The sequence below is a fragment of the Ferroacidibacillus organovorans genome, assembly GCF_001642725.1.
Classification (GTDB): Bacteria; Bacillota; Bacilli; order Alicyclobacillales; family SLC66; genus Ferroacidibacillus; species Ferroacidibacillus organovorans.
Genome location: NZ_LSUQ01000013.1, coordinates 1 through 21,584, shown reverse-complemented (window position 1 = coordinate 21,584; position 21,584 = coordinate 1). Strand labels below are relative to the sequence as shown.

At 52.5% G+C, this 21,584-nt stretch carries 23 protein-coding genes; 5 read left to right on the top strand and 18 right to left on the bottom strand.

Annotation, left to right across the window (positions count from 1 at the left end):
- Positions 1-385: 385 nt before the first annotated feature.
- Entirely contained in the window at positions 386-862 is a 477-nt protein-coding gene (locus tag AYW79_RS06380; protein ID WP_143216122.1) for a hypothetical protein, read from the top strand.
- 126 nt (positions 863-988) lie between these two features.
- On the opposite strand, the gene moaA is transcribed toward AYW79_RS06380, so the two are convergent.
- The 3 genes from moaA to AYW79_RS06365 form a co-directional block, all read right to left on the bottom strand.
- Complete coding sequence (gene moaA / locus AYW79_RS06375) at positions 989-1,987, bottom strand: GTP 3',8-cyclase MoaA (RefSeq protein ID WP_067563375.1); 999 nt, start codon at positions 1,985-1,987, stop codon at positions 989-991.
- A gap of 89 nt (positions 1,988-2,076) precedes the next feature.
- Positions 2,077-3,051, bottom strand: coding sequence for an NPCBM/NEW2 domain-containing protein (locus tag AYW79_RS06370; RefSeq protein ID WP_067563372.1), 975 nt, complete (start codon positions 3,049-3,051; stop codon positions 2,077-2,079).
- Positions 3,052-3,117: 66 nt separating this feature from the next.
- Entirely contained in the window at positions 3,118-4,101 is a 984-nt protein-coding gene (locus tag AYW79_RS06365; RefSeq protein ID WP_067563369.1) for an NPCBM/NEW2 domain-containing protein, read from the bottom strand.
- A 196-nt stretch (positions 4,102-4,297) separates the two neighbouring features.
- Between AYW79_RS06365 and AYW79_RS06360 the strand changes: the two genes are divergently transcribed.
- Positions 4,298-4,495: a cold shock domain-containing protein gene (locus AYW79_RS06360; protein ID WP_067563365.1), complete on the top strand. Its 198-nt coding sequence runs from the start codon at positions 4,298-4,300 to the stop codon at positions 4,493-4,495.
- Positions 4,496-4,638: 143 nt separating this feature from the next.
- Positions 4,639-6,294, top strand: coding sequence for a transglutaminase domain-containing protein (locus AYW79_RS06355; RefSeq protein WP_067563362.1), 1,656 nt, complete (start codon positions 4,639-4,641; stop codon positions 6,292-6,294).
- A 26-nt stretch (positions 6,295-6,320) separates the two neighbouring features.
- On the opposite strand, the gene AYW79_RS06350 is transcribed toward AYW79_RS06355, so the two are convergent.
- The gene (locus AYW79_RS06350; RefSeq protein WP_067563359.1) at positions 6,321-6,503 is read right to left on the bottom strand and encodes a hypothetical protein; all 183 of its coding nucleotides are present in this window, start codon (positions 6,501-6,503) and stop codon (positions 6,321-6,323) included.
- Positions 6,504-6,664: 161 nt separating this feature from the next.
- On the opposite strand from AYW79_RS06350, the gene AYW79_RS06345 reads away from it, so the two are divergent.
- Complete coding sequence (locus AYW79_RS06345; RefSeq protein WP_067563356.1) at positions 6,665-6,994, top strand: nucleotidyltransferase domain-containing protein; 330 nt, start codon at positions 6,665-6,667, stop codon at positions 6,992-6,994.
- Here AYW79_RS06345 and AYW79_RS06340 read toward each other — a convergent pair.
- From AYW79_RS06340 to AYW79_RS06325, 4 genes are all read right to left on the bottom strand, one after another.
- A complete protein-coding gene (locus tag AYW79_RS06340) occupies positions 6,979-7,401 on the bottom strand; it encodes a type II toxin-antitoxin system death-on-curing family toxin (protein ID WP_082806595.1) in 423 nt (140 codons plus the stop codon). The two genes, AYW79_RS06345 and AYW79_RS06340, sit on opposite strands and share 16 nt — an antisense overlap.
- A complete protein-coding gene (locus AYW79_RS06335; RefSeq protein ID WP_231877747.1) occupies positions 7,398-7,670 on the bottom strand; it encodes an AbrB/MazE/SpoVT family DNA-binding domain-containing protein in 273 nt (90 codons plus the stop codon). Before AYW79_RS06335 ends, AYW79_RS06340 begins: the two co-directional genes overlap by 4 nt.
- A gap of 172 nt (positions 7,671-7,842) precedes the next feature.
- Positions 7,843-9,486, bottom strand: a complete 1,644-nt coding sequence (locus tag AYW79_RS15815) for a carboxypeptidase-like regulatory domain-containing protein (protein ID WP_067563351.1) — start codon at positions 9,484-9,486, stop codon at positions 7,843-7,845.
- Between the two features lie 156 nt (positions 9,487-9,642).
- Complete coding sequence (locus AYW79_RS06325; RefSeq protein ID WP_067563348.1) at positions 9,643-11,607, bottom strand: DUF4855 domain-containing protein; 1,965 nt, start codon at positions 11,605-11,607, stop codon at positions 9,643-9,645.
- Between the two features lie 235 nt (positions 11,608-11,842).
- On the opposite strand from AYW79_RS06325, the gene AYW79_RS06320 reads away from it, so the two are divergent.
- Entirely contained in the window at positions 11,843-12,568 is a 726-nt protein-coding gene (locus tag AYW79_RS06320; RefSeq protein WP_067563347.1) for a sulfotransferase family protein, read from the top strand.
- 16 nt (positions 12,569-12,584) lie between these two features.
- Here the strand turns inward: AYW79_RS06320 and AYW79_RS06315 are convergent, their stop codons facing one another.
- From AYW79_RS06315 to AYW79_RS15485, 10 genes are all read right to left on the bottom strand, one after another.
- Positions 12,585-12,995, bottom strand: coding sequence for a type II toxin-antitoxin system HicB family antitoxin (locus AYW79_RS06315; protein ID WP_067563344.1), 411 nt, complete (start codon positions 12,993-12,995; stop codon positions 12,585-12,587).
- 60 nt (positions 12,996-13,055) lie between these two features.
- Positions 13,056-13,265, bottom strand: a complete 210-nt coding sequence (locus tag AYW79_RS06310) for a type II toxin-antitoxin system HicA family toxin (protein WP_418251483.1) — start codon at positions 13,263-13,265, stop codon at positions 13,056-13,058.
- Between the two features lie 144 nt (positions 13,266-13,409).
- The gene (locus AYW79_RS06305) at positions 13,410-13,766 is read right to left on the bottom strand and encodes a hypothetical protein (RefSeq protein ID WP_067563342.1); all 357 of its coding nucleotides are present in this window, start codon (positions 13,764-13,766) and stop codon (positions 13,410-13,412) included.
- Complete coding sequence (gene dcd, locus AYW79_RS06300) at positions 13,763-14,449, bottom strand: dCTP deaminase (RefSeq protein ID WP_067563340.1); 687 nt, start codon at positions 14,447-14,449, stop codon at positions 13,763-13,765. Before dcd ends, AYW79_RS06305 begins: the two co-directional genes overlap by 4 nt.
- A gap of 108 nt (positions 14,450-14,557) precedes the next feature.
- A complete protein-coding gene (gene rfbC / locus AYW79_RS06295) occupies positions 14,558-15,100 on the bottom strand; it encodes a dTDP-4-dehydrorhamnose 3,5-epimerase (RefSeq protein ID WP_067563338.1) in 543 nt (180 codons plus the stop codon).
- Positions 15,097-16,071, bottom strand: coding sequence for a dTDP-glucose 4,6-dehydratase (rfbB, locus tag AYW79_RS06290; RefSeq protein ID WP_082806600.1), 975 nt, complete (start codon positions 16,069-16,071; stop codon positions 15,097-15,099). Before rfbB ends, rfbC begins: the two co-directional genes overlap by 4 nt.
- A 68-nt stretch (positions 16,072-16,139) precedes the next feature.
- Positions 16,140-17,204: a glucose-1-phosphate thymidylyltransferase gene (locus AYW79_RS06285; protein WP_067563334.1), complete on the bottom strand. Its 1,065-nt coding sequence runs from the start codon at positions 17,202-17,204 to the stop codon at positions 16,140-16,142.
- Positions 17,201-18,064: a dTDP-4-dehydrorhamnose reductase gene (rfbD, locus tag AYW79_RS06280; protein ID WP_067563332.1), complete on the bottom strand. Its 864-nt coding sequence runs from the start codon at positions 18,062-18,064 to the stop codon at positions 17,201-17,203. Before rfbD ends, AYW79_RS06285 begins: the two co-directional genes overlap by 4 nt.
- Positions 18,065-18,418: 354 nt before the next feature.
- Positions 18,419-20,164: a hypothetical protein gene (locus tag AYW79_RS06275; protein ID WP_067563329.1), complete on the bottom strand. Its 1,746-nt coding sequence runs from the start codon at positions 20,162-20,164 to the stop codon at positions 18,419-18,421.
- A gap of 762 nt (positions 20,165-20,926) precedes the next feature.
- A complete protein-coding gene (locus tag AYW79_RS15485) occupies positions 20,927-21,367 on the bottom strand; it encodes a hypothetical protein (RefSeq protein WP_156481768.1) in 441 nt (146 codons plus the stop codon).
- Between the last annotated feature and the right edge of the window lie 217 nt (positions 21,368-21,584).

Sequence of the window (21,584 nt, the reverse complement as noted above, 5' to 3'; positions counted from 1 at the left end):
TGTGTATTATACTATTCGCATGTACACAACGGAGGTTGACCCCATGAAAACAGTGACACTGACTGGTCCGTATCCCTTCCAAAGTCAAGGATCGTTTGGAAGTCTTTTCAAAAGCCACTGACCGCACCCAGGCCGATCTGGCTAGCCAAGCATTCAAGACTATTTAGAGACGCAGGACCGGCAGATTCATGCCATTGTACAAGGTGTTAAAGCAGCGGAACGAGGGAACTCGTGATAATTGAGACTTCATTTGTTCTCCATTATCGAGTCCTGCAGGATCGGGTTGAGATTCTTCGTGTCCTCCATTCATCTCGGAAGTGGCCACCTATTGACGCATCTTGATTTCCGCAATCTTTATATTCTGCGATCTGAGGCGGGTGCGTACATGATCATCAACGCAAAGGGAAAAGTGTATATTGTAGGTATTGCTGTCGCCCTACTGATCACGGCAGGCATTGTCATTCATGGTTTACAATCCCCAGGATACGCCTCTCAATCGCTCTCGCCCAACCCGCAATTGGTTATTGTAACCCGCGTGTACGCATCCACGAATGTACAGTCACGCCTCTTTAATATCCACCAATCAAAGCAAATTAAAACGTTAATGGATCTCCTCAACAAAGAGTATGGGGTCATCCCGAGGGGTGCAATTTATAGCGGGCTTCCACTCCCGCCAATTGATTATTATATAAGCCTTCGCTATCAGAATACATCCGAAGATCAACTCATGATCGTCAATCTCCCTGGTCATTCCATGGAAAACGTTAAAACCGGGATCATCTATAATATATCTTTATTTTCGAATAAAAGGACAAGCAGGACCATGATCCATTTCCTTGACGGACTATTCAACAAAAAATAAAAAACCGATTCATTCCCTGCCGCATAGAAACAGCAGGGAACAAATCGGTTTCAGTCACCCGGCGCGAGCAGACCACACTCGCCACACGCCCGTCGACCTTCACGACGCCACAAGCCTCGCCACACGTCAGCCGCCGATCTGCGACATCGCGCGCCACGTCGGTGTGAGCCCATTCTCAAGCAATTCCCCCGCGCGCGCCATCTCGTGTTTCTCCGGCTTCAGCTTCAGCGCCCGATAAAAAAGCTCCTTGAGCTTCTCCGGATCGTGCGCGCAGTCCCGCACCGACACCTCGTCTTCCCAATAGAGACACGGTTTCAGCTTCCCATCCGCCGTAAGACGCAGGCGATTGCACGTCGCGCAAAAGTGATCGCTCACCGGGTGGATAAGGCCGATCTGCCCCGCAAATCCCGGCACGCGAAAATACTCCGCAGGCCCGTTGCCGCGCACTTGATCCCCCGACTCAAGCGTGAGCCCCGCCGCTTTTGCTTCCTCGAACACCTGCGTCAGCGGAACATAGCGCGCGCGCCACTGCTCTGCGTCCTGTCCGATCGGCATATACTCGATAAACCGCACGATCAGCGGCCACTCTTTTGTCAGGCGGATAAACTCGACGATCTCCGTCTCATTAAATCCTTTGACCAGCACCACGTTCAACTTAATCGGCGAGAACCCCGCCTCGATCGCCGCCTCAAGCCCCCGCCACACGCGCACATAATCCCCGTGCCGCGTGATCGCCTGAAACGCTTCCGGTTTCATCGAGTCAAGACTCAAGTTGAGCCGCGAGATCCCCGCGCGCTTGAGCGCGTGCGCCTGTTCCCGCAGTGTCATGCCATTCGTCGTCAGCGCGATATCTTCAATCCCCGGAATCGCCGCCAGCCGCTCGACCAGCTCCACCAAATTCTTGCGAACCGTCGGCTCACCGCCCGTGATGCGCAGCTTGCGAATGCCAAGCTCTGCGCCAGCTTTCACGATACCGACAATCTCATCATCCGTCATGACCTCCGACTCATCCAAAAACTGCATGCCTTCCGCCGGCATGCAATAGACACATCGGAGATTGCACCGATCCGTGACCGAAATACGCAGATAATCGTGAACCCGTTCAAACCGATCGACGAGCGCCAAGTGCCATTCCCCTCTCTCGCAACCTATGGATTTCTCTATTGTACACCTGCAGAGAACCCGCGGGAAGCGAGGGAAGGCCGCCTAACAATTTATTGCAATGCCGCGTTCATCAAATCGACAACGAGAATTGGATCCGTCTTCGAGCCGTCTGGATTGATCGCAGGCGGCGTATAGGTCGAACCCATCAAATGGATGTTGCCATTTGGCCCTTTGACCTCATACTGAATCTCAAGCGTCTGGACGCCCGCGACGGGCACCGAGAACGAGATTGGCTCCGTCCCACCGTGGGCCCAGCCCGTTTGCCCGATCGTTTTGCCGTCTCCCAAAAACACCAACTGCACCGCGCCGCCGTAATTTTTTGAAAGGTCATCAATCGCAAGCGTGCCGCTAAACGTCGTGTACTTTCCGTTGAGCGCATAATCGACGCCCGGAACCTGCGCAGCTGTCCCCGGAACGACGCCCCACTCCATCGTGTAGATCCCTGGGTACACTTGTCCTAGCACCGTCGCGTTCCAATAGCCAGACAGTTGCCCCTTCGGGTACAGGTTCGTATTCGCAAAGTCCCCATACAAATGCGTCGGCTGCATCGATAAGACAAGCGGCGTCGACCCTGTTGGAAACGCGGGAGGCGTCGATTGCTTGATATCCACATTGCCCGCGCTGTCAATCGTCGGCAAAAGCCCCGTCACCGAAGTGTACGCCGTCGAGGACGCAGGCACATCGAGGAACGTCGACCCATCCGTAATCCCCGACGGGAGCGCTTGTCCATTGTAATAGACCGAGACAGGGTGCACCGTGCTTGAAGGCGTCACCTTCACCGTCGCCGGGTTGTTGATCCACTGGACGTTCGCGCCGAGCGCATGCCCCACCGTGCTGATTGGAACGTACACATTCTTGTTATAGATAAACGGTTCCGCACTCGTCGGCACCGGTTTGCCGTTGACCTGGATCGAGATGTTCGCATAAGACGCTTCAATGTGCCGAAACGTAGCGCTTGCATACGCCGTTCCTCCGGCCAGCAAGAGACTCGTGACCGCCCCGAGCACAAACGGGCGTGGATTCATAGAACGTTTTCCCCTCTCGTTTCAAATCAATAAGCCAAGTAATCGACCAGATTCGATTCAGGCACGTCAGTGGACGCGCACATTTGCAAAGTCGATGTCCGTAATCATGCCAGATGGCAACGTCTGTCCCGCTTGATACACCGTACCCGCAGAACCGTTTTTCTGCAGCGCCTCCACACTAAACGACACGTTGACAAGCTTCATGCCCGTCAAATCCACGGAGACTGGCGTCGCCGCCACGCCGCGCTTCATCCATGGCGATTGATAAAGCGTCTTCATCGTCCCGTTGCCCGTGTCCCCAGAGATCGTGAGTTGCACCGCCTCATGCCCATCCGACGCGTCATCGAGCCCGAACATCCCCGTCATCGACGTGAAGTTTCCATTCATCGCATACGTGACGCCCGGAACCTGCGAAGGGCCGCTTGACGCCGTACCCCACACGAGCGAATCGAGGTTGTTATACGTCTGTCCAGCGATCTGCGGGGCACCCTGACTCCACCCGTAGATCGGCCCGATCCCACCGTTAAACGAGCGCGCATAATCGCCCACATCGTGCACATCGTAAAATGCGCTCAGCGGGAGACCAGACGCTGGCCCCTTCCCGATATAGACCGTGTTTGTGCGCGTATCATTGTAGAAAGGCAAGTTAGCAATCGCCGCCAGCGCGTACGCCGCGATGTCTTGCTGCTGATTGAGCGTGACCGTATGCGTTCCGCTATAAACGGGTAAACCATAGTACGTAAGCATTCCCGTCTGAACCTGCGGCACAAAAGGCGCGCCGACTTCAACACTCTTTTTCGGTCCGTTCCACGTTGCCGTCGCGTGAAGTCCAATCGCAATCGTGCTGATCGGGACGTACACGTTCTTGTTATAAATGAAAGGTTGCGCACTGGTGTGAATCGTGCGCCCGCCGACGTTGATGCCAATGTTCGCGTATTCCGCGAGAATCGAGCGAACACCCGTGCTCGCAAACGTGACGCCGCCAAACAGCGCGACACCCGCGATCAGTCCGGTCGAGTATCCGAGCGCGTTTTTCGTCAACTTTCGCATGAAAGAGAACTCCTTTGCACCATACTGTGTAATCTTCTTATCCATAACCTATCATAGGATAGTAGAAGGATGTTGAAGGATCAATGGAAATTTATTGGTTTCGGTAATTGACAGTATCTTGCCAAAATGATATGGTTTGTGAGAGACTACATCTAAATAAGTACGTAGGTTGTACTTTCCGTAGGGGGATTTCTTAGTGCAAGGTGTCGTTAAATGGTTCAATAGCGAAAAAGGCTACGGATTTATCCGTGTCGATGGCGGAAACGATGTTTTCGTCCACTACACCGCGATCAGCGGCGACGGATACCGCACGCTCGAAGAAGGTCAACAAGTCGAATTCGATATTGTTGAAGGACAGCGCGGTCCGCAAGCAGCCAATGTAAACAAGCTTTAATCCATCTCTTATGCAAATGAAATGTACACCCCGTCTTCGGACGGGCTTTTTGTTTTTTATGCCCATAAACTGACAGACCAAAACGCGCGCGCGACGTGCTAAGATCATCCTACTAGATGACTCGGAAAAGGAGGGGCGACCGTATGACCGCGCGCGTTCGGACACCAAGAAAAAATCACACCTTTATCTCTTCCTTCGCCGCGCTCGGCCTCGCCCTCGGCAGCCCTGTCGGCGCGTTTGCACAGACACTACCTGTGACTCGCTCGCACGCGGTCGCGCGAACAATGACCTACGCCCGCACGGTCACACAGCTGCCTGCGCACACGCATGCGACAACTCGAAAAATGCTCGTCGCTGCGCGACCTGTAATGCTGACCAAAGGCGCGTTCGTGCAGTGGGCGATGCACACCTTTGCGCACCGCACCGCAAAAACGGTACGCCCGTTTCACTTCGCAGATGTGCCATTCTCGCTCGCCGCACTCGTGACACAAGCGATCGAGGCGCACCTCACGCTGGCTGATCACGCGCAACACTTTGGATTTAGCGATCGCGTGACGCAACAGACGGCGGTAACCGGACTGATTAGAATGCTCGGTGTATCAACCAAGGGACTCGCGCCGCTGACGTTTGCCAAGCGCTCAGGCTGGATCACCGCGAACGCCCCGCTGTATGCGACACAGGCAGAACTTCCATTCCTCGCCGCGCGCGTTCGGCAGACAATCGCACAGCAGAAAAGGGTGGCTTACGTTCCCAAGAAAATCACAAAGCCGACCCCTTACGTGACACCTTATGCACTGCCCGGCACGCCGGCAAGCGGCGAGCTTGTCTTTTCGATTGCGCCGACAACGGCTGCGCTCACAGCGAACAAATCACTGCGCCAGGCGACCATCGCCGCGCCCGCGAAAGGGGTGCATCCGCTCGTCGATCTCACGAGCGTTTTCTACAATCCCGCGCTGCCGCAAGTCTACGCGACGGGACACGTTGTCGCGCACAGCGCGCCACTGACCTCTGTGTGGGTAGAGATCAACGAGTCGGGCGACGCGACAGGCCAATCCGCGCAGTGGATCTACGACGTTCCTGTCGCGGCAAACGGAAGCTTCAGCGTTTTACTGCACGTCCCGTTTCCCGCCGACACCTATCAAGTGCAGGCTGCACCGCCGCTGACGACCAAGATGACGTCGCTCACCTACACGTTTGACACGGCGCACCAGTCGGTCACGGCTCCGTTCACACTCACCTACAGCGGTCAGGACAGCGATCAACAGCTCGGCATGCTCGCCTCCGCGTGGGCAAACTGGCTCGACCCATCTGTGCAAGCGCTGGCAAAACAGATCACGGCAGGCGCCGCGACACCACTTGCGAAGGCGCAAGCGGTCTATACTTGGGAGATGAACCACATCGGCTACAACGGGCCGCTGCTCAAAAATGGCGGCTATGGCTGGAGCACGACAGAAGAAACGCTCGCGACGCGCTCAGGCATCTGCGTGGACTACGCGAACGTCGCAGACGCCATGCTGCGCGCGCTCGGCATCCCGACAGAGATGGTCGTCGGCTACGCGAACGACGCGGCGTCACCGCAGGTTGACAACGGCAACACCGGACACGCCTGGAATCGCTCGTGGATAAGCGGCGCGTGGGTGTACTTCGACCCGACCTGGTCGCGCGAGTACATCCTGACGTCCGCCGGCGAGCAGTATCCCGGCCCCGGCGATCTCTTTCTCACACAGCCGCAGTGGTTCAACCCGCCGGCGAGTCTGCTGAACAGCACACACCAGATGCTCGGCATTCAGGATCAGTGATCGCCGCACTGCGCGGCGGTCTCACTTCACCCTAACGGTTTAAATAGGTCATTGTAGGCATCGTCCTTTGCATAATCCCAGTCACGCAGTGAATATTGAAGAACCTGACGGTAAAATTCCTCTGCCTCAAGCTTCTCAATCATTTCCCGCTTTTCTTCGTCAGACAGTCTCTTGAATTCCTCCACAAGTCGATTGACAGTCGCGCTCATAGAACCTCCCCTTTAGAACACAAAATATGTACGTTCATTATATATTATTGCCCCCCTACTCGCACACGGAATCCTCAGTTTCTGAACTCAATGAGCATTAACAAGTGTATACTTAGCATTAAAAGTGATGACAAAGATGATCGGAGGAACCCACACTGGCATTGGACGGTCATGTCCCTCAAGAAATAAAGTTAACCATCGTCGACTATCTAGAGAAAATAAAACGTCAGATACCCGTGAGCAAAGCAATTCTATTTGGCTCCTTTGCGAAGGGAGATTTTAATTCAGAAAGCGATGTCGATCTCGCTATTTTCTCCAACCACTTCGAGTCCATGTCACGAGTAGAAGGAATTACCTATTTATTGCGGTACGCCATGGAATACCCAGTCGATATAGAACCCTTAGCTTTTACGAACAAGGAACTTGAGGAGCGTCTTGGCATCGTTGACGAAATCCTGCGGACGGGAATCGAAATTCATGATTTGATGTAATGTTGTGCATGTTCTCGTGAAGTTCGACACTCTCCCAATATCAGAGGATGGTTAGCCATGAAAAGGAACGACCTTTTGCTGTCCAATGTCATCGCGAATAACCTCATATTTTGATCCATCAAAAAAACATATCCGTTATAACTAAGAAACTGTAGCAACGAGAGAAAGGCCGTTCTTTTGTTTGCATTGTGAAAAGCATGATTTTGTGCGAGCGACGCAAACAATGCAGCCGCTTTTTCAAATATTCCAGGATATGCATCTTCACCGAAAGCTGAATGTCTAGGTCGATGGATCGCAGAATCGAGCATGTCTGGAAACGCTACACCACTCTGCTCACCCGGAGAAAATTCATGAATTACATAGAGATGAATCGCAATGACCTCTTCGGGGGTTAGATACTTGATCATCGATCCTTCAATCCTTCAATCGTCTGACGATAGCGATTTGCGTTTGTTTCCAGCGTTTCAAAGAATGCTGGATCAAGCCCTTGAGGAAGCGAAATCGCCTTGCGAATCACAATTTCACCTGCTTTTTCATTCACGATGATATCAACATCGTCCCCTAAGTTTAAATTCAGTTTTCGCAGTGAATCCTTTGCGAATGTAACGCCCAGGCTATTCCCAATCCTCGTTATTTTACGATGAACTCTATCCATAGGTTCAACTCCAGTTGACATCGCTCACTCCCCCTATTTCTATCCCCGTTTCAAACCGTTATACCCATTATATCAACCACACACTAAAAAGCCTGTGCGCTTGTTAAAAAGAGGCCCCCGAGCGATCTCGGGAGCCCCTTCCTGATCTACGCACTGCCATGCATGCTCACACGCACACGCACATTCGCTTCCTTTAATAGCTGAACTGCGCACTCGTGTTCGAGAGGTTGTTGTTCGTCGCGACGATGGTGTCAAGCAGATCGCCATCCGCGTCAGCCGTCGCGCTCGCCGTGTAGGTCACTGTTGCCTGGCCTTGCGCATTCGTCACAGCGCTCGGCGCAGACAGGCTGCCTGCCGCCTCGGTCACTTCATTGCTCGCCTCCGTGGTCGATCCGACCGCTTGACGCACCGCAAAGTTGATCGTCTGCCCGGAAACCGGGTTGCCATACGCGTCAAGCAACTGATACGTGATGAGTGGCTGCGCATTGTTCGCCTGAACAGATTCCACCGACGTGTCATTGCTTCGGAGGATCGCCGGAGCGCCCGCCGTCACACTCGCGACGTCAGCCGCCGTGCTGATCGTGCTGCCAGCCGCGACAACCGCTACCGCACTGTTCGTAACCGCCGCAGTCGGCGTCACCGATACTGCGTATTGGCCGCTCAGATTCGTCGTGCCCGTCGCCGTAATCCCGTCAAACGTCACAACCACAGGCGCATTGGCAACCACAGATCCGTTCGCGTCATACACCGTGCCCGAGACATTCACGGCTTGACCCGCCGTCACCGTTCCGGTCGAGAGCGTCACCGTGCTCCCGGACGTCGCGGTAGTCGTACCTGTCGTGGTACCCGTCGTGGTCGTAGTGCCCGTCGTCGTACCCGTCGTGGCCGTTCCCGACTGCCCCGCGTACATGGCGAGCTGCATGTCAATCCGCTCTAACATGCGCACATCGTTGATGCTGACACTGCTGTATTCGCGAAGCACACCGTACGCCTCGTGCAAGTCGCCGCGCGAGTAGCCGCCCGCTTGCAGACGCGCCAACACGTCTTTGAGATTCGTAAGCACCCGGACATACTGATCCTGCACATCCTGCAGACGCTGCGCATCCGCCTGGAGCGTTCCCGAGTTATCCTGGTTATCTTCCGATTGCACCATATCGTGGAGTTGGCTTGCCAATTGCTCCAACTGCTGTACATCCGCCGCGAGCGCCTGCGGATCCGTCTCCGTGCTGATCTGCGTTGCCAACTGTTGAATCTGCTGATTGACCGTGAGTTCCGACGCGGTTGCCGCCACCGTTGCCGACGCGCTCACCGTCGCCGAGATGCTCTGCAGTTCCGCCTGAACCTTCTGCACTTCTGCCGTCACGATCGGATCATAGTAGTTTTCCGCCCGCTGCATCAGACTGACCAGCACCGTCGCGTCATACCGTCCAAACCTGCCGCCCCAGTGGTTGTCCCCGCCGTGTTTCGGCGCCTTGCCATCCTCCACCCAAGCAAGGCCACCCGCGCCCAAGTTAACAGGTGGCGGCGTTGTTCCAATCGGTGGCGTCGGCCCCACAGGTGGTACTTGCCCAGCCGGCGGTGTCGGCGGTGTGGGGAGCGTCGGCAATGTGAGCCAACCGCTTCCATAAAAGCCTCCGCCAAAATTGCTGTTTCCATTTCCATTTCCATTTCCATCGCCGTGATCTTTCTTCGATTTGTGGTGATCCATATACTTCGTAGCGTGTGACTTAACCGTATGTTTTTCTTTTGCGAAAGCTGCGGTCGGCACTGCGACCATTCCGAGCACGAGCGTTGCCGCACTCAAACCTGATGCTAATTTGCCAAATCGTTGATTCATTGGTGACACTCCCTCAGAAAGATTCTTGGACTCTCTCAAGTCTCTACGAATGCTTTCGTGGCACCCCTATCCTTTTTTGGGGGTCGCCCTGCGGCAGTGACAATTTTCGGCACATCATAAAGCGTGCGCATCCACCTCACTGCCGCGAGCCTCCGCTCAATTCACCTGCGCCCCATTCGATTGATTGGCGAGAAACGCGTACGTTTGATCGTAGAGCGCGCGCACCGCCGGATTCGTCGAGTAGGCCGCCTGCGTCAAAACCTTCGATCCCGCATACATCGCGTGCGACACCGAGCCCGCCGCCCCCGCCTGCTGGAACTGTTGGAGACTGGAGAGATACAGATTCCGATAGAGGGGGCTGGTCAGCGCCGCCGTCGGCAGTTCAAGCTCCACGCCCATCCCGTTGTCTTTGGCGAGCTGCACCGTATTGGCAACCCGGCCTGCGGGCGCCGCCTTGCCTTGAATCGCATAGTTCGGCTGAATCCACGCGGCGTTAATGCCGAGACTCTGCCAGTCCTCGATCCCACCCGCGTCATAAAAGGGAATCCAAAAGAGCGGGTAGCCCGCCTTCTGCACCATCTGGCTCGTACCCTGAATCAGGTTCACCTCGCCGGGGAACGTGTAGTGCACCGTCTCATCGTTCAAATAGAATCCGGTGAGGGATAGATTGCTGAATCCAGCCTGCTTCCACTTCGCGAGGAACGTATTCAGATACCACTGGATCGCCGTCAGGCGGTTCGCGACACTCCCTGGATCAGACGGCGTCGGCGTAAACGAGAGGATCTGTCCGCCCAAAAGCCCCCACGCTCCTGAATGGTATGACGGATACGGTAGCGCGATTACCACTTTTTCCTTTGGGTATGGGTTGTACCCAAACTTGTTCATGCCCTGATCCGTCTTTACCATCGCTTGGTTGAGCGCGCTCAACTGCTCATTTTTGGCGAACAGATTATTGAGATAGCTCAGCCACGCCTGCTGGTTTTGCGCGAGGGTATACGGAAGAAAGAGTACCGTGTCAAACAGCCGCCCGCCGATCTGCCCGTTTTGCAGCAGGTACGATGTGACAGGCAGGAAATCTTTCGTCGTCCACGTCCCCATCTGTCCGTAGCTTCCGCTGTACGCGAGCATCATGTTGCGAATCCCCGCAGAGCGCGGATCAAAGATGGACATCATCTGAGTGAACGGTTTCGGCACTTGCGGCAGATTCGGCAGCGATTGCGACGTGGGGACGGAGAAGTCACTCCCCCAGATGCCGAGATTGCGCGTGAACACCCAGTTGGTCACGGGGAACACGATACGAAACTCACTCGCCTGCAAGTTGTGTGTCTGCACGGCGAACCACTGCGTCGAGTTGCCGCTCGCGCTCTGCGGAATCTTCGTCGGCACGGAGCCGAGCATGTACCACTTGCCATACAGATTGACCTCGAAGTCAACGTGGGACGGGTAGAAAATGCCCGCCTTTGGGTCCTGTTCCATCTGGATCGACAGGCCGTTGATCGTATGCAAATAATAGAGGTTTACCGTGATCGTGCGGCCCTCTTGGTTGAGAAAGCCGTGCCAGTGCGGATTGCCAAGCAACTTCGCGTCGTAGCGCTTTTCAAGCTTCTGAAACTGCGCGTCGGCCGGTCCATTTGAGGTCCACGAAACAGACCCGACATGCGCGAAATTGACGAGTGGCGCCGCGCCTGTAGAAGACGATAAACCATTTGCCGACGGGTTGCCCTGACTGCCGGAGAGAATCGGCGCGCCGGTAACCGGGTTGACAGGCGTGGACGGTGTGCTTGTGATCACACTTGTGCCGGACGAGGGTGGGGTCAAAGTCGACGACGGTGAAGTAAGCGTCGAACCCGAACCGCCAGGCGATGAGGGGGACGTGCCTGTACTACTCGATGACCCTCCACTGCTGGGCGAGGTCGTGGTCGTCCCTGTTGTCGTTCCTGTCGGCGCGATCGTCGGGGCGGGCGCACCTGTGGCCGTTCCGTAGGTGGCGGACGTCACAGAGGGAGAGGACGCAGAGGAATTGGCAAACGCGTTTTGCGATTGCATCGAGACGAGCGGGAGAGCGGACGCGAGGGAAAGCGCGATGGAAAGGGATGTAACGGTACGTTTATTTCGATGCATGAAATATCCTCCGTGTTTATGCTTTGGTTGAACATACCAAAAGGGAACACCAAGCATATGAAAAGACGATGAAAATCTTCGGTAGGTTTCAAGGCTTAGAAAATTTTAATCTTTTTTAAAGCTTGCAGGTTTAGGATAAGCTTGCAGGATCAGGATGTGTTTGCAGGTATAGGAAGGGGTTTATCACGCAGCCGCGCGAGTTCGCCGTTGCGCGATAGGGGAAAGGAAATCGCAGATGCCAAACGCCAAACAAAAGCTCATTCTCATTCTCGGGATGCACCGCAGCGGGACGTCCGTGCTCACCCACATGATTCACAGACTCGGCGTGCCCCTCGGCGTGACGCTAAAAGGGGCGGCAGACAACCCGGACGGCTACTTTGAGAATGAGAACCTGGTGATTGTGCAGGAAAGCCTCTTGCAAACGATAGGGCGAACCTGGCACAGCACGGAACCCATGCCCGACGCGTGGTGGGAGACCGACATAGCGAACGAAGCACTAGGGATCATGACCATGCTCATCGCGTATGAGTTTCAGAACACCGACGTGTTCGCGTTCAAAGACCCGCGCACCTGCCTGCTGCTGCCGCTTTGGGCGAGACTGATCGAGACGCTCGACCTCGACGCGCGCTACGTCGTCATGACCCGCAACCCCCACGAAGTCGCCGCATCCCTCGCCGTGCGCGACGGTTTCGCGCAGGAGAAATCCCTCGCCCTCTGGCAGTTACACATGAACGCGATCCACGCACACCTCGCCCTTGTCTCGCAAACGCGCGCCGATCAAGGGGATACCGCTTGGGACGAGGCCACGATCATCGATTATCACACGCTGCTCGACGATCCGCTGCGTACCCTGCATAAGCTATCTGTTGCACTCGAACTCTCCCCTGCGAGCGAAGAACAGTTGAGAAGCGCCGCCAGCGTCGTAAAGAGGGACATGCGGCATCATACGATCGCGAGATAGATGCGACTCCTATCCTTCATTGTTTATCTGTGACACCGAGGTATCGCTTAAGCGCATCCTGAAGCAGGTGAGAAAAATTTACGTGCTGATCAACCGCCAAGTCATCCAACCACTTCGGGATGGTCAGTGTCTTTTTAACGGCCTTCTTTTCTATTTCGTCCCGGAAAGGTGGCATCCACGCCTCAACGAGCACGATAGCCTGATTCTCGGCAGCTCGTAGTTTATGAATGGGTGTTGCCTCCGGAATTGCATCGCAATCTTGTTCCATTCCGTACAAGTGGAGTGCCATCGCTTCGCGCGCATTTTTCATTGCAACCTCCGTGCTCTGTGCGCATGGCAAACAGCCGGGGAGATCTGGAAACTGGATGGAAATACCATCATCTGCATAATCAAAAATGGCTGGATACACGTAGCGGTCTTTCGTCACGCAGAATCATCTCCTATGCACTTTCTACCGGACTGCGCGTATTCGATGGTATTGAAAGTCTTATTGAGGTATGGGCAATTTCGCCTGCTTAAATAGGCTTCTAACCGTCCCGAGAGGTACATCTTTCACAGGATGAGTGATGGTAACTTTGCCGAGTTTTGTTGGATGTTTGTACTGGTGGTGGTCGCCAACTGCTCTGACGAAATACCATCCGTCCGCTTCGATGATTTTTATAAGCTCTCTGGACGAATAGCTTTTCATCGTCTCCATCGCCCCTGACTCTCATTGTAACACGTGTAATTGAACGTATCAATTGATGGTTGGACACTGTAAGAAGATGAAATACAATACGCGCCAAATCCCATTTCATCCACATACAACTCTACATCAGCGCCTCCTTCACAAAGTAACAGCTTATTGATCAGCAAAAAATAAGAACAACGCATTGACGATCAACATCGCAATGATCATACCAATCACCATAGACCAATTGGTCATGTTTACGGCATATCCGATGATCGTTGTGAGGATCAGGCCAGCGGCTGAAAATGAGAAATTGAGGATGCGTCTTCTTTTTTTCTTGGAAGAGTTCTCTTCAATTTCCTCTAAAAAAGTGTCAAGAATACGATTGACTTCGCGATTGATACTGCCATCTGCGCGTTTATTATCTAGAATTTTAGACAATTGCTCGTCACTGAATTCTTTCACTGGGAACTCACTACGAAGCTGGTCTTCAACATGTCGAGTTACAATATCCCTCAAATCACTCACGCGAATAAATCCTGTTCATATCGAATGGTATCGGCAAGTCGCTTTGCAGATTCACGAATATGCCCCATTAAATGATCTCCCAGCGCTTTGGCCATATCATCAGACACACGCGAGATACCCTTTTGTTTTAAAAATTCCTGGATATCCTTATCCAAGTGCAACTTCGAAATGCTTACATCCTTGGCGTCCATATACTTACCATCTTGTTTCTCATAGGGTTTTAAGGGAATGGACGACAACGCAAAGAATCCGATCTGACAAATCTTGATACCTGGCGTCAGCCTGATCGGTACAGCAGAGTGGTTTATCGCCAGAAGGCCGATATTTCCGCGATATCCGGGAGTGAGGTAATGCGCCGGACTAATCATAAGGCCCAGTGATTTGATACTATATCGTTCATAAACACGCGCACTTAGCGACTCTGGAACGTTAATAAATTCATAGGTTTGTATCAAAACAGACTCTCCTGGTTCCAGGAAAAAATCATTCTCCGTGAGATCGATCTCCAAATAATCATCTTCGAAAACTTCTTTTCCGAGGATGATCGATTCATCCGAGATATACTTTCGAATCGTTTGTCCAAGCCTTAGATTGATCGTTGCACCTTCAAAATCATTAAGATCAAACGGAGTGATAAGTTCATGCGTAAGCGCCAGTCTTTTTAAATCTCGGTCACTGAGCAAGCTATCCCCTCCAATTTGATCGATTCAAACTCATTTTCCCACAGAGCGTCCTCAGTGACCATAAACAAATGGAGCGATTATGATCCTATCGTATCTCTGTCCGTGACCTCATTCTAAGAAACTCAGCATCGGCGACGCCGCATCCTTCGCAGACAGCACAGCTTCTGCCTCCGTCACGGGCCAGTCGATCCCAATCGCCGGGTCGTTCCAGCGAATGCCGCGGTCGTGTGCCGAGGAATAGTAGGCGTCGACTTTGTAGTGGATCTGTGTGTTTGGTTCTAGCGTGCAAAAGCCGTGTGCGAACCCTTTCGGAATCAAGATCTGCTGGCGGTTCTCCGCGCTCAAGGTCACACCGACCCATTTGCCATACGTCGGCGAATCGCGGCGAATGTCCACTGCTACATCATACACGGAACCTGTCAGTACTCTCAACAGCTTCGTCTGGGCCATCGACTCTTCCTGGTAGTGGAGCCCTCGCACCGTACCTTTTTGTGCGGACAGCGAGTGATTGTCCTGCACGAATTCGATGTCGACCCCGTGCGCCAAGAGAACGTCACGGCGATAACTCTCCATAAAGAATCCGCGCGCGTCGCCGTGCGCCGTTGGCGTAATCAAAAAGACGCCTGGCAATCCTAGCGGTTCCACCTTCATCGCTCTTCACTCCTCGCGCTCGACGTGGCGTAATGCTCGGCATACCACGCGATCGTCGACTGAATTCCCTGCTCAAACGTCACGTCAGGTACCCAGCCAAACACATCCTGCATCTTCTTTGCGTCAATCGCATAGCGGCGGTCATGCCCCAGACGGTCATCCACATACGAGATCAGCGATTCCGACTTCCCTAGCATACTTAGAATCAATCTAGCGATATCAATATTTTTCCACTCGTTGTGTCCACCTACGTTATACACCTGACCGACCGTTCCTTCACGCAGCACAAGGTCAATCGCGCGACAGTGATCCTCCACAAACAGCCAATCGCGCACATTCTGTCCGTCGCCATAGATTGGCAGAAGTTCATTCCGCAGTGCTTTTCGAATCAGCGTAGGGATCAACTTCTCGTCATGCTGGTAAGGTCCATAGTTGTTCGAGCAGCGCGTGATCAGCGTCGGAAGGCCAAACGTCTCGTGATACGCGCGCACCATCAAATCGGCGCCCGCCTTGCTCGCCGAGTATGGGCTGTTCGCGGCAAGCGGCGTTTCTTCCGTGAAGTGCCCTTTTGCGCCAAGCGTCCCGTACACCTCATCCGTCGACACTTGCAGATAGCGCTTCACGCCATGCTGTCTCGCCGCACAAAGCAGCACCTGCGTCCCCAACACGTTCGTCTTTACGAAAATTCCCGGATCGGCGATGCTGCGATCGACGTGCGATTCAGCGGCAAAGTTGACCACTCCGTCCACCTGCTGCATCAGGCGATCAACAAGTACCGCGTCGGTGATGTCCCCTTGCACAAACGTATAGCGCGGAATTCCGTCGAAAGAACGCAATGCCTCGCGATTGGCCGCATACGTAAGCGCGTCAAGGTTTACAATGTGCAGATCCGAATGCGTCTCAAGCATTATGCGAATAAAATGACAACCAATAAAGCCTGCGCCACCAGTCACCAACAGTCGCGAAACCATGCCATCCCCCGTTTCCAAGTCTACGCTTATGCACCTCACAGCACGCGTCGCTCTACAGCGTATTCTCCCTACTGCACTTCGGCGCGGCTGTTATCCCCGAGCACAAACGTCAGTGCCTTCGGCCGTTCAATCACCTTGGAGATGTGAACGTTCTTCCCGATCAGGCTGCTGTCGATCCTTGTCGGAATAAACTCGATCACCGTATCTTGCAGGATGATGCTGTTTTCAAGCTCGCTGCCTTCGATCCGCACACCCTCGCTGATGCTCGTGAATGGCCCGATATACGAATTTCTGATCACCGCGTTTGCCCCAATCACGACAGGGCCGCGAATCACACTATTCTCAATCACCGCGCCCGACGCGATGCATGCGCGACCGATCACCTGTGAATGTTGATCGACCTTTCCGTCACACGAAGGCGTGATGTTCTCGACCATCATGCGGTTAGCCTCCAGCATGTCTTCCGGCTTCCCCGTGTCTTTCCACCAACCGTCGATGATGTGCGCCTCGACGCGGTAGCCGTGATCGATCAGGTGCTGGATCGCATCGGTGATCTCAAGCTCTCCGCGCGCCGACGGCGCAATCTCGTTGACCGCGCGAAAGATCGAGCGGTCAAACAAGTACACACCCACCAGCGCCAAGTCGCTCGGCGGAACCTTCGGCTTCTCGATAAGTCGTGTAACCTGACCGCCTTGAATCTCCGCCACGCCAAACCTTTGTGGATTGGGTACGCGACTCAAAAGAATCATGCCGTTTGGCTTGCTCGTTTGAAACTGCTCAGAAAACGCGCGTACCCCGTCACGCACCAAATTGTCCCCGAGAAACATGAGAAAATCGTCCGCTCCGATAAACGGTTCCGCGATCTTGACTGCGTGCGCAAGCCCGAGCGGCGCCTCCTGCGGTATGTACGTGATCTTCACACCAAACGCTTGTCCATCACCAACCACGCGCTCAATCTCGGCTCCCGTTTCTCCGACGATCATGCCGATCTCCGTGATGCCGGCCTCGCGGATCGCTTCAATCGCATAAAACAAGATCGGTTTGTTCGCCACAGGGATCAGTTGCTTTGCGCCCGTGTACGTGAGCGGTCGCAAACGCGACCCTGTACCTCCACTTAGAATAAGCGCCTTCACGAGGTGTGATCTCCTCCCTGAATCTCGTCCGTCTCCCGCAAATAGGCAACGAGTGCCGCGCGGTAGTGGCGAAGCGACGCATGGCCGCTTAGTCGCCACATCATGTTGTCCATCACCGAATACGCCGGGCGTTTTGCGGGGCGCGGAAATTCGTGTGTCTTGATCGCCTGAAGGTTTACATCGACGCCCGCCAGCGTAAAAATATCCTCCGCGAACGCGTGCCACGAACAGGCGCCCTGATTGGACAGATGGTAAACGCCGTACTGCGGCGTCTCGACAAGCGTCCGAATCGCCTGCGCCAGATCGGCCGTATACGTCGGACTCCCCACCTGGTCATCCACGACGCGCGCCGCACCCTGTTCTCTCCCTATCCTCAACATCGTTTTCACGAAATTCGGGCCGTGTTTTCCATAAAGCCAAGACGTTCGCACAATATAATGTTTTTTACATAAGCTTCTCACGAGCTGTTCTCCGGCGAGTTTGCTCCGGCCATACTCCCCGATCGGTCCCGTTTCGTCTTCCTCGCGATACGGACGGTCACTGACCCCTGGAAACACATAATCCGTGCTCACATGAACCAACCGCGCACCAATCTGCTCGGCGGCGACCGCCACATTGCGCGCGCCGACCGCATTCACCGCGTATGCCTGATCAATCTCCGTCTCACAGCGATCCACATTCGTGTACGCCGCCGCGTTTAGAATCACGTCCGGACGATGCATCTGAACCGCCTCGCGCACCGCAAGCTCCTGCGTGATATCCAGTTCATTGCGCGTGAGCGCGATGCATGGCGTGTCTGCAAACGCCTTCTGCAAATCCGTGCCAAGCATACCGCCCGCACCTGCGATCAATACCTTCATGCCATCACCACGTCCAAGTCATTCTCAATGTTGACTTTATCATACTCCTACTACACACAAAAGAAACACATGGCACAACTCCATGTGTTTCACTGTCAAAGCTAAATCACTATTTATTGTGCATAGCCCGATCTCGGAACAACGAAGAAATTCATCTTCTATTTGGACGCATACGAAAACGAAATGACGACACCCAATACAGTTACTTTCCCTTTCACGCTTACGAACATGCCACTACTGAACAATGCTGTCGGGATTCAAGGGTAAGTTTTAGCACGACAATTATCACCATTGACCCCGATAAGACGTCCACATTTACCGGCTACCTGAAGTTACCGAATTCAGATTGACTTATTAACCAACTTTAATAGTTGCGATGTCCGCGTTGGTGGAACTCAATTCGTTTTGAAACCAACACACTCCTTCGTCAACGAGGGTAAACACATAGGTATATTTTCCTGGAATGCTTGGAGTAACAAAATGAAAGTAAATCTTTATACTTTTACCAGGCTGCACGGAGTGGAGCAGGGCTGAGCGTAGGCCTGAAACTGACGCAATCAGTTTTCTATGTTGCCACACGTTATAGCTAAAATGGACGACATCGCCCCCGGATGACGACGGATACGCAGACCATCCTTGGCTACCAGCGTTCTTTACCACAACGGTACCGACATATGTTGTATTAGGAATAAAAATAGATGGCATGATTCCTTTTTCGTAAATATACGGTTTGTATAACAATTGCATATTCGAGAAAATGGCATCTGGTTTAGTAATTGGCGCTGCTGGCAACAACGATGACTTGAGTGTATTGAAATAATATGCCGCTTCACTTCCTCGAATTATCCATAGCGGAGTAAAGAAATTATTCGGACTGTATGCATCATTCCACGCAGAACCGCCAGGCACATAAGTTCCAAGAAGTTGCAGCGCAATACTCCATGCTATTACTAGCCCAGTCAATGCACGAAACGTGTTGAGTTTTAGTAATGTTAAATTAGCTATATTTAAGTTAGTCATATATCCGGATCCTAATATTGCTAACAGCGGTAGTACATCAGTCATGTATCTAGGTCCGTAACTGGCCCCAGCTGACCATTGATAATAAAGAGCGTACAGTACGATGTAAGGAAAAAAAGAGAGAAGCGCAGGGAAATAAATTGAATTATTAAATCGTTGTGAGCGAAATCTGGTGATCCACGCAAACGATATGAGAGCCCATGGCATGAACACGAACAGGCCTTTGCTAGGGCTGAAGAGATTTCCTAGCAGACCGGGAATGAGAGGAAAACTGAACAATGACAATTCTTTAGCCACCGATCCATATCCAGTTGAAACTATGTGGCCATGGAAATAATGATCATAAGCCATGTTAAAAGCAAGAAAAGGAACGAATGTAGCCACTGTTATCCATATGTTTTTCCTAATATGCTGATTCCTAAGTAAAATAAGGAAGGGAAGAATTAAAAGTAAATCTACGGGACGCGACAGCAATATCATACCTACCGATATTCCGGTACAGATATAAATCCAAGCTCGTGCTCTTTCTCTATCATAGGCCATGACCACAAAATACAAGAATCCTACTATCCAAAATTGTGCAGGACCGTGTTGCCACAAACCTTGACTGCTTATAGACATCGTCTCGGATCCCAAGCCGTAGAGAATAGCGAAAACAATTTTTACTGACCGCTTGATCGATAGACGTTCCATAGTCCAATAAAGCCAAATGACTGATGCGCCAGAAATAATCGACGCACTAATCTTTCCCAGAATCGCGCCCGTGATAGCAGTCGCATGACCGCCAAAGAGCAGAAATATTAAATAAACTGGGAGCGCCGTGATGGCAGAGCCTATGGGATATGCAGAAATAAAATGATTTTTGAAGGCATCCAAATAATAGGGGCTATCTTGATGAGAAAACATAAGATAGCGTCCGATATAAAAATTATGATGCAGTATTATGGAAAATGGAAGCACAGATGCAGGTACGACGTCACCTGATGGGTTAGTAAATATACCATTAGCTAAATATACGACCAAAGAGATAAGGCCGAGCAGACTAGATTCTATCCAAGCCCATTTTTTAAAATTGCCCAAACGGAAAATCTCCTTTTCAAGTTTTCCTTTTATTATCACACAGCATACATTCTCTATCAAATTGATTCACAACCTAATTCCTACTCTTTCCTCTTACCCGTTCTCCGCTGTTACCACTCGAACAACGTCATCCGTGTGCTCAGTTTTGAGATATCCATAACATATTGTCCTCTGATATTTTCGCAGAGTCGGTCAATACCGCGCTAATGCTGAGCTATCCTTTTTACCTTTCTCTTAGCGCACCCACGAAAGCTGTTAGATTTGACATAATACGTTTGATTATTCATAAATATATATGGAACGACCAATAAATAGCCAAAAATTCAAGCAAGGCAAGTATTCCCGAAGATTTTCGTTTCACTTAAATCCCATATTGTAAACGTGAAATTACACCATCTGATTGATGATCTCCTGTTTCAATTCATCGAGCTATTCTGTAGCCGCTCACGCTGTTTGACCGCGGATGAGCGGTTTTTTGTCGCCCCGTTTGACGAAGGATTTTGTCAATGATTGTCGTATGCAGATCATCGTTGAAACGACAACCATCAGCGGGAGGGTAATGGCATAAAAGAAGAGAGACCTCAGGTTTTGGCGGCCTGGTCTCTCTTCTCTCCACAAGGTCGTGCTTACGCACGCCTGAATATGCCTACATAATACATGGATCCGTTATCAAATGTCCATTCTTATTTGGAGTTTTGTGAGCATCCAGATCTATCCATAATTCGTCCACAAACGTGTACCCGTTGTGGGAGGCAACATCCCTTAAGTAAGCACGATCAGTTCGAGCGGGATGTGTGTTGCGGGAAGCACAGAGACCGCATTCGTTTGTTCCGGTTCAGGTGTGAAGCCTGCGGTAAAACCGTAACTGTATATCCATCTTTCATTGGCCGTTACCAGCGATGTATATGGGATTTGCAAGAAAATGTATTGCTTGAACACGAAAACGGGCAGTCGCTGGAGCAAGTGGGCGAATCGGTCCCCTACCCTTCCGGCCCCATTTCCTCCAAAACCGTTTGGCGATGGTATAAACGGTGGAAGGCGCGGATGGATTCGATGGAAACAGGGTTCTGGCAGTGTGTCCTCGTCGCCAAGCCCTCCTTGGAGATACCCCGTGGCAGAGACCGTCCTGTGAAGCGGATTGGGCTGTGGAAACGGATTTGGCGCGAAGCACTGCCAATGGGAGTGAGCGTTGGGTTGTTTCACGGCCTATCCCGCCTACGCCACTCAAATCAATATTTTGCAAACTGAACTTCCCCACAAAATGTGTCTATGGAGCCTTCCTCCGATTGCTATGAAAATGGGTTCATAGCCCAAAAAGGAGGAGGAGGATCCCAATGATACAGGGGTCAAGTGAATATTTCAGTGCCGTAGGACCACTAGGTTAATAGTTTAGAGCCACCTCGTTAATCGAATAGAGCCA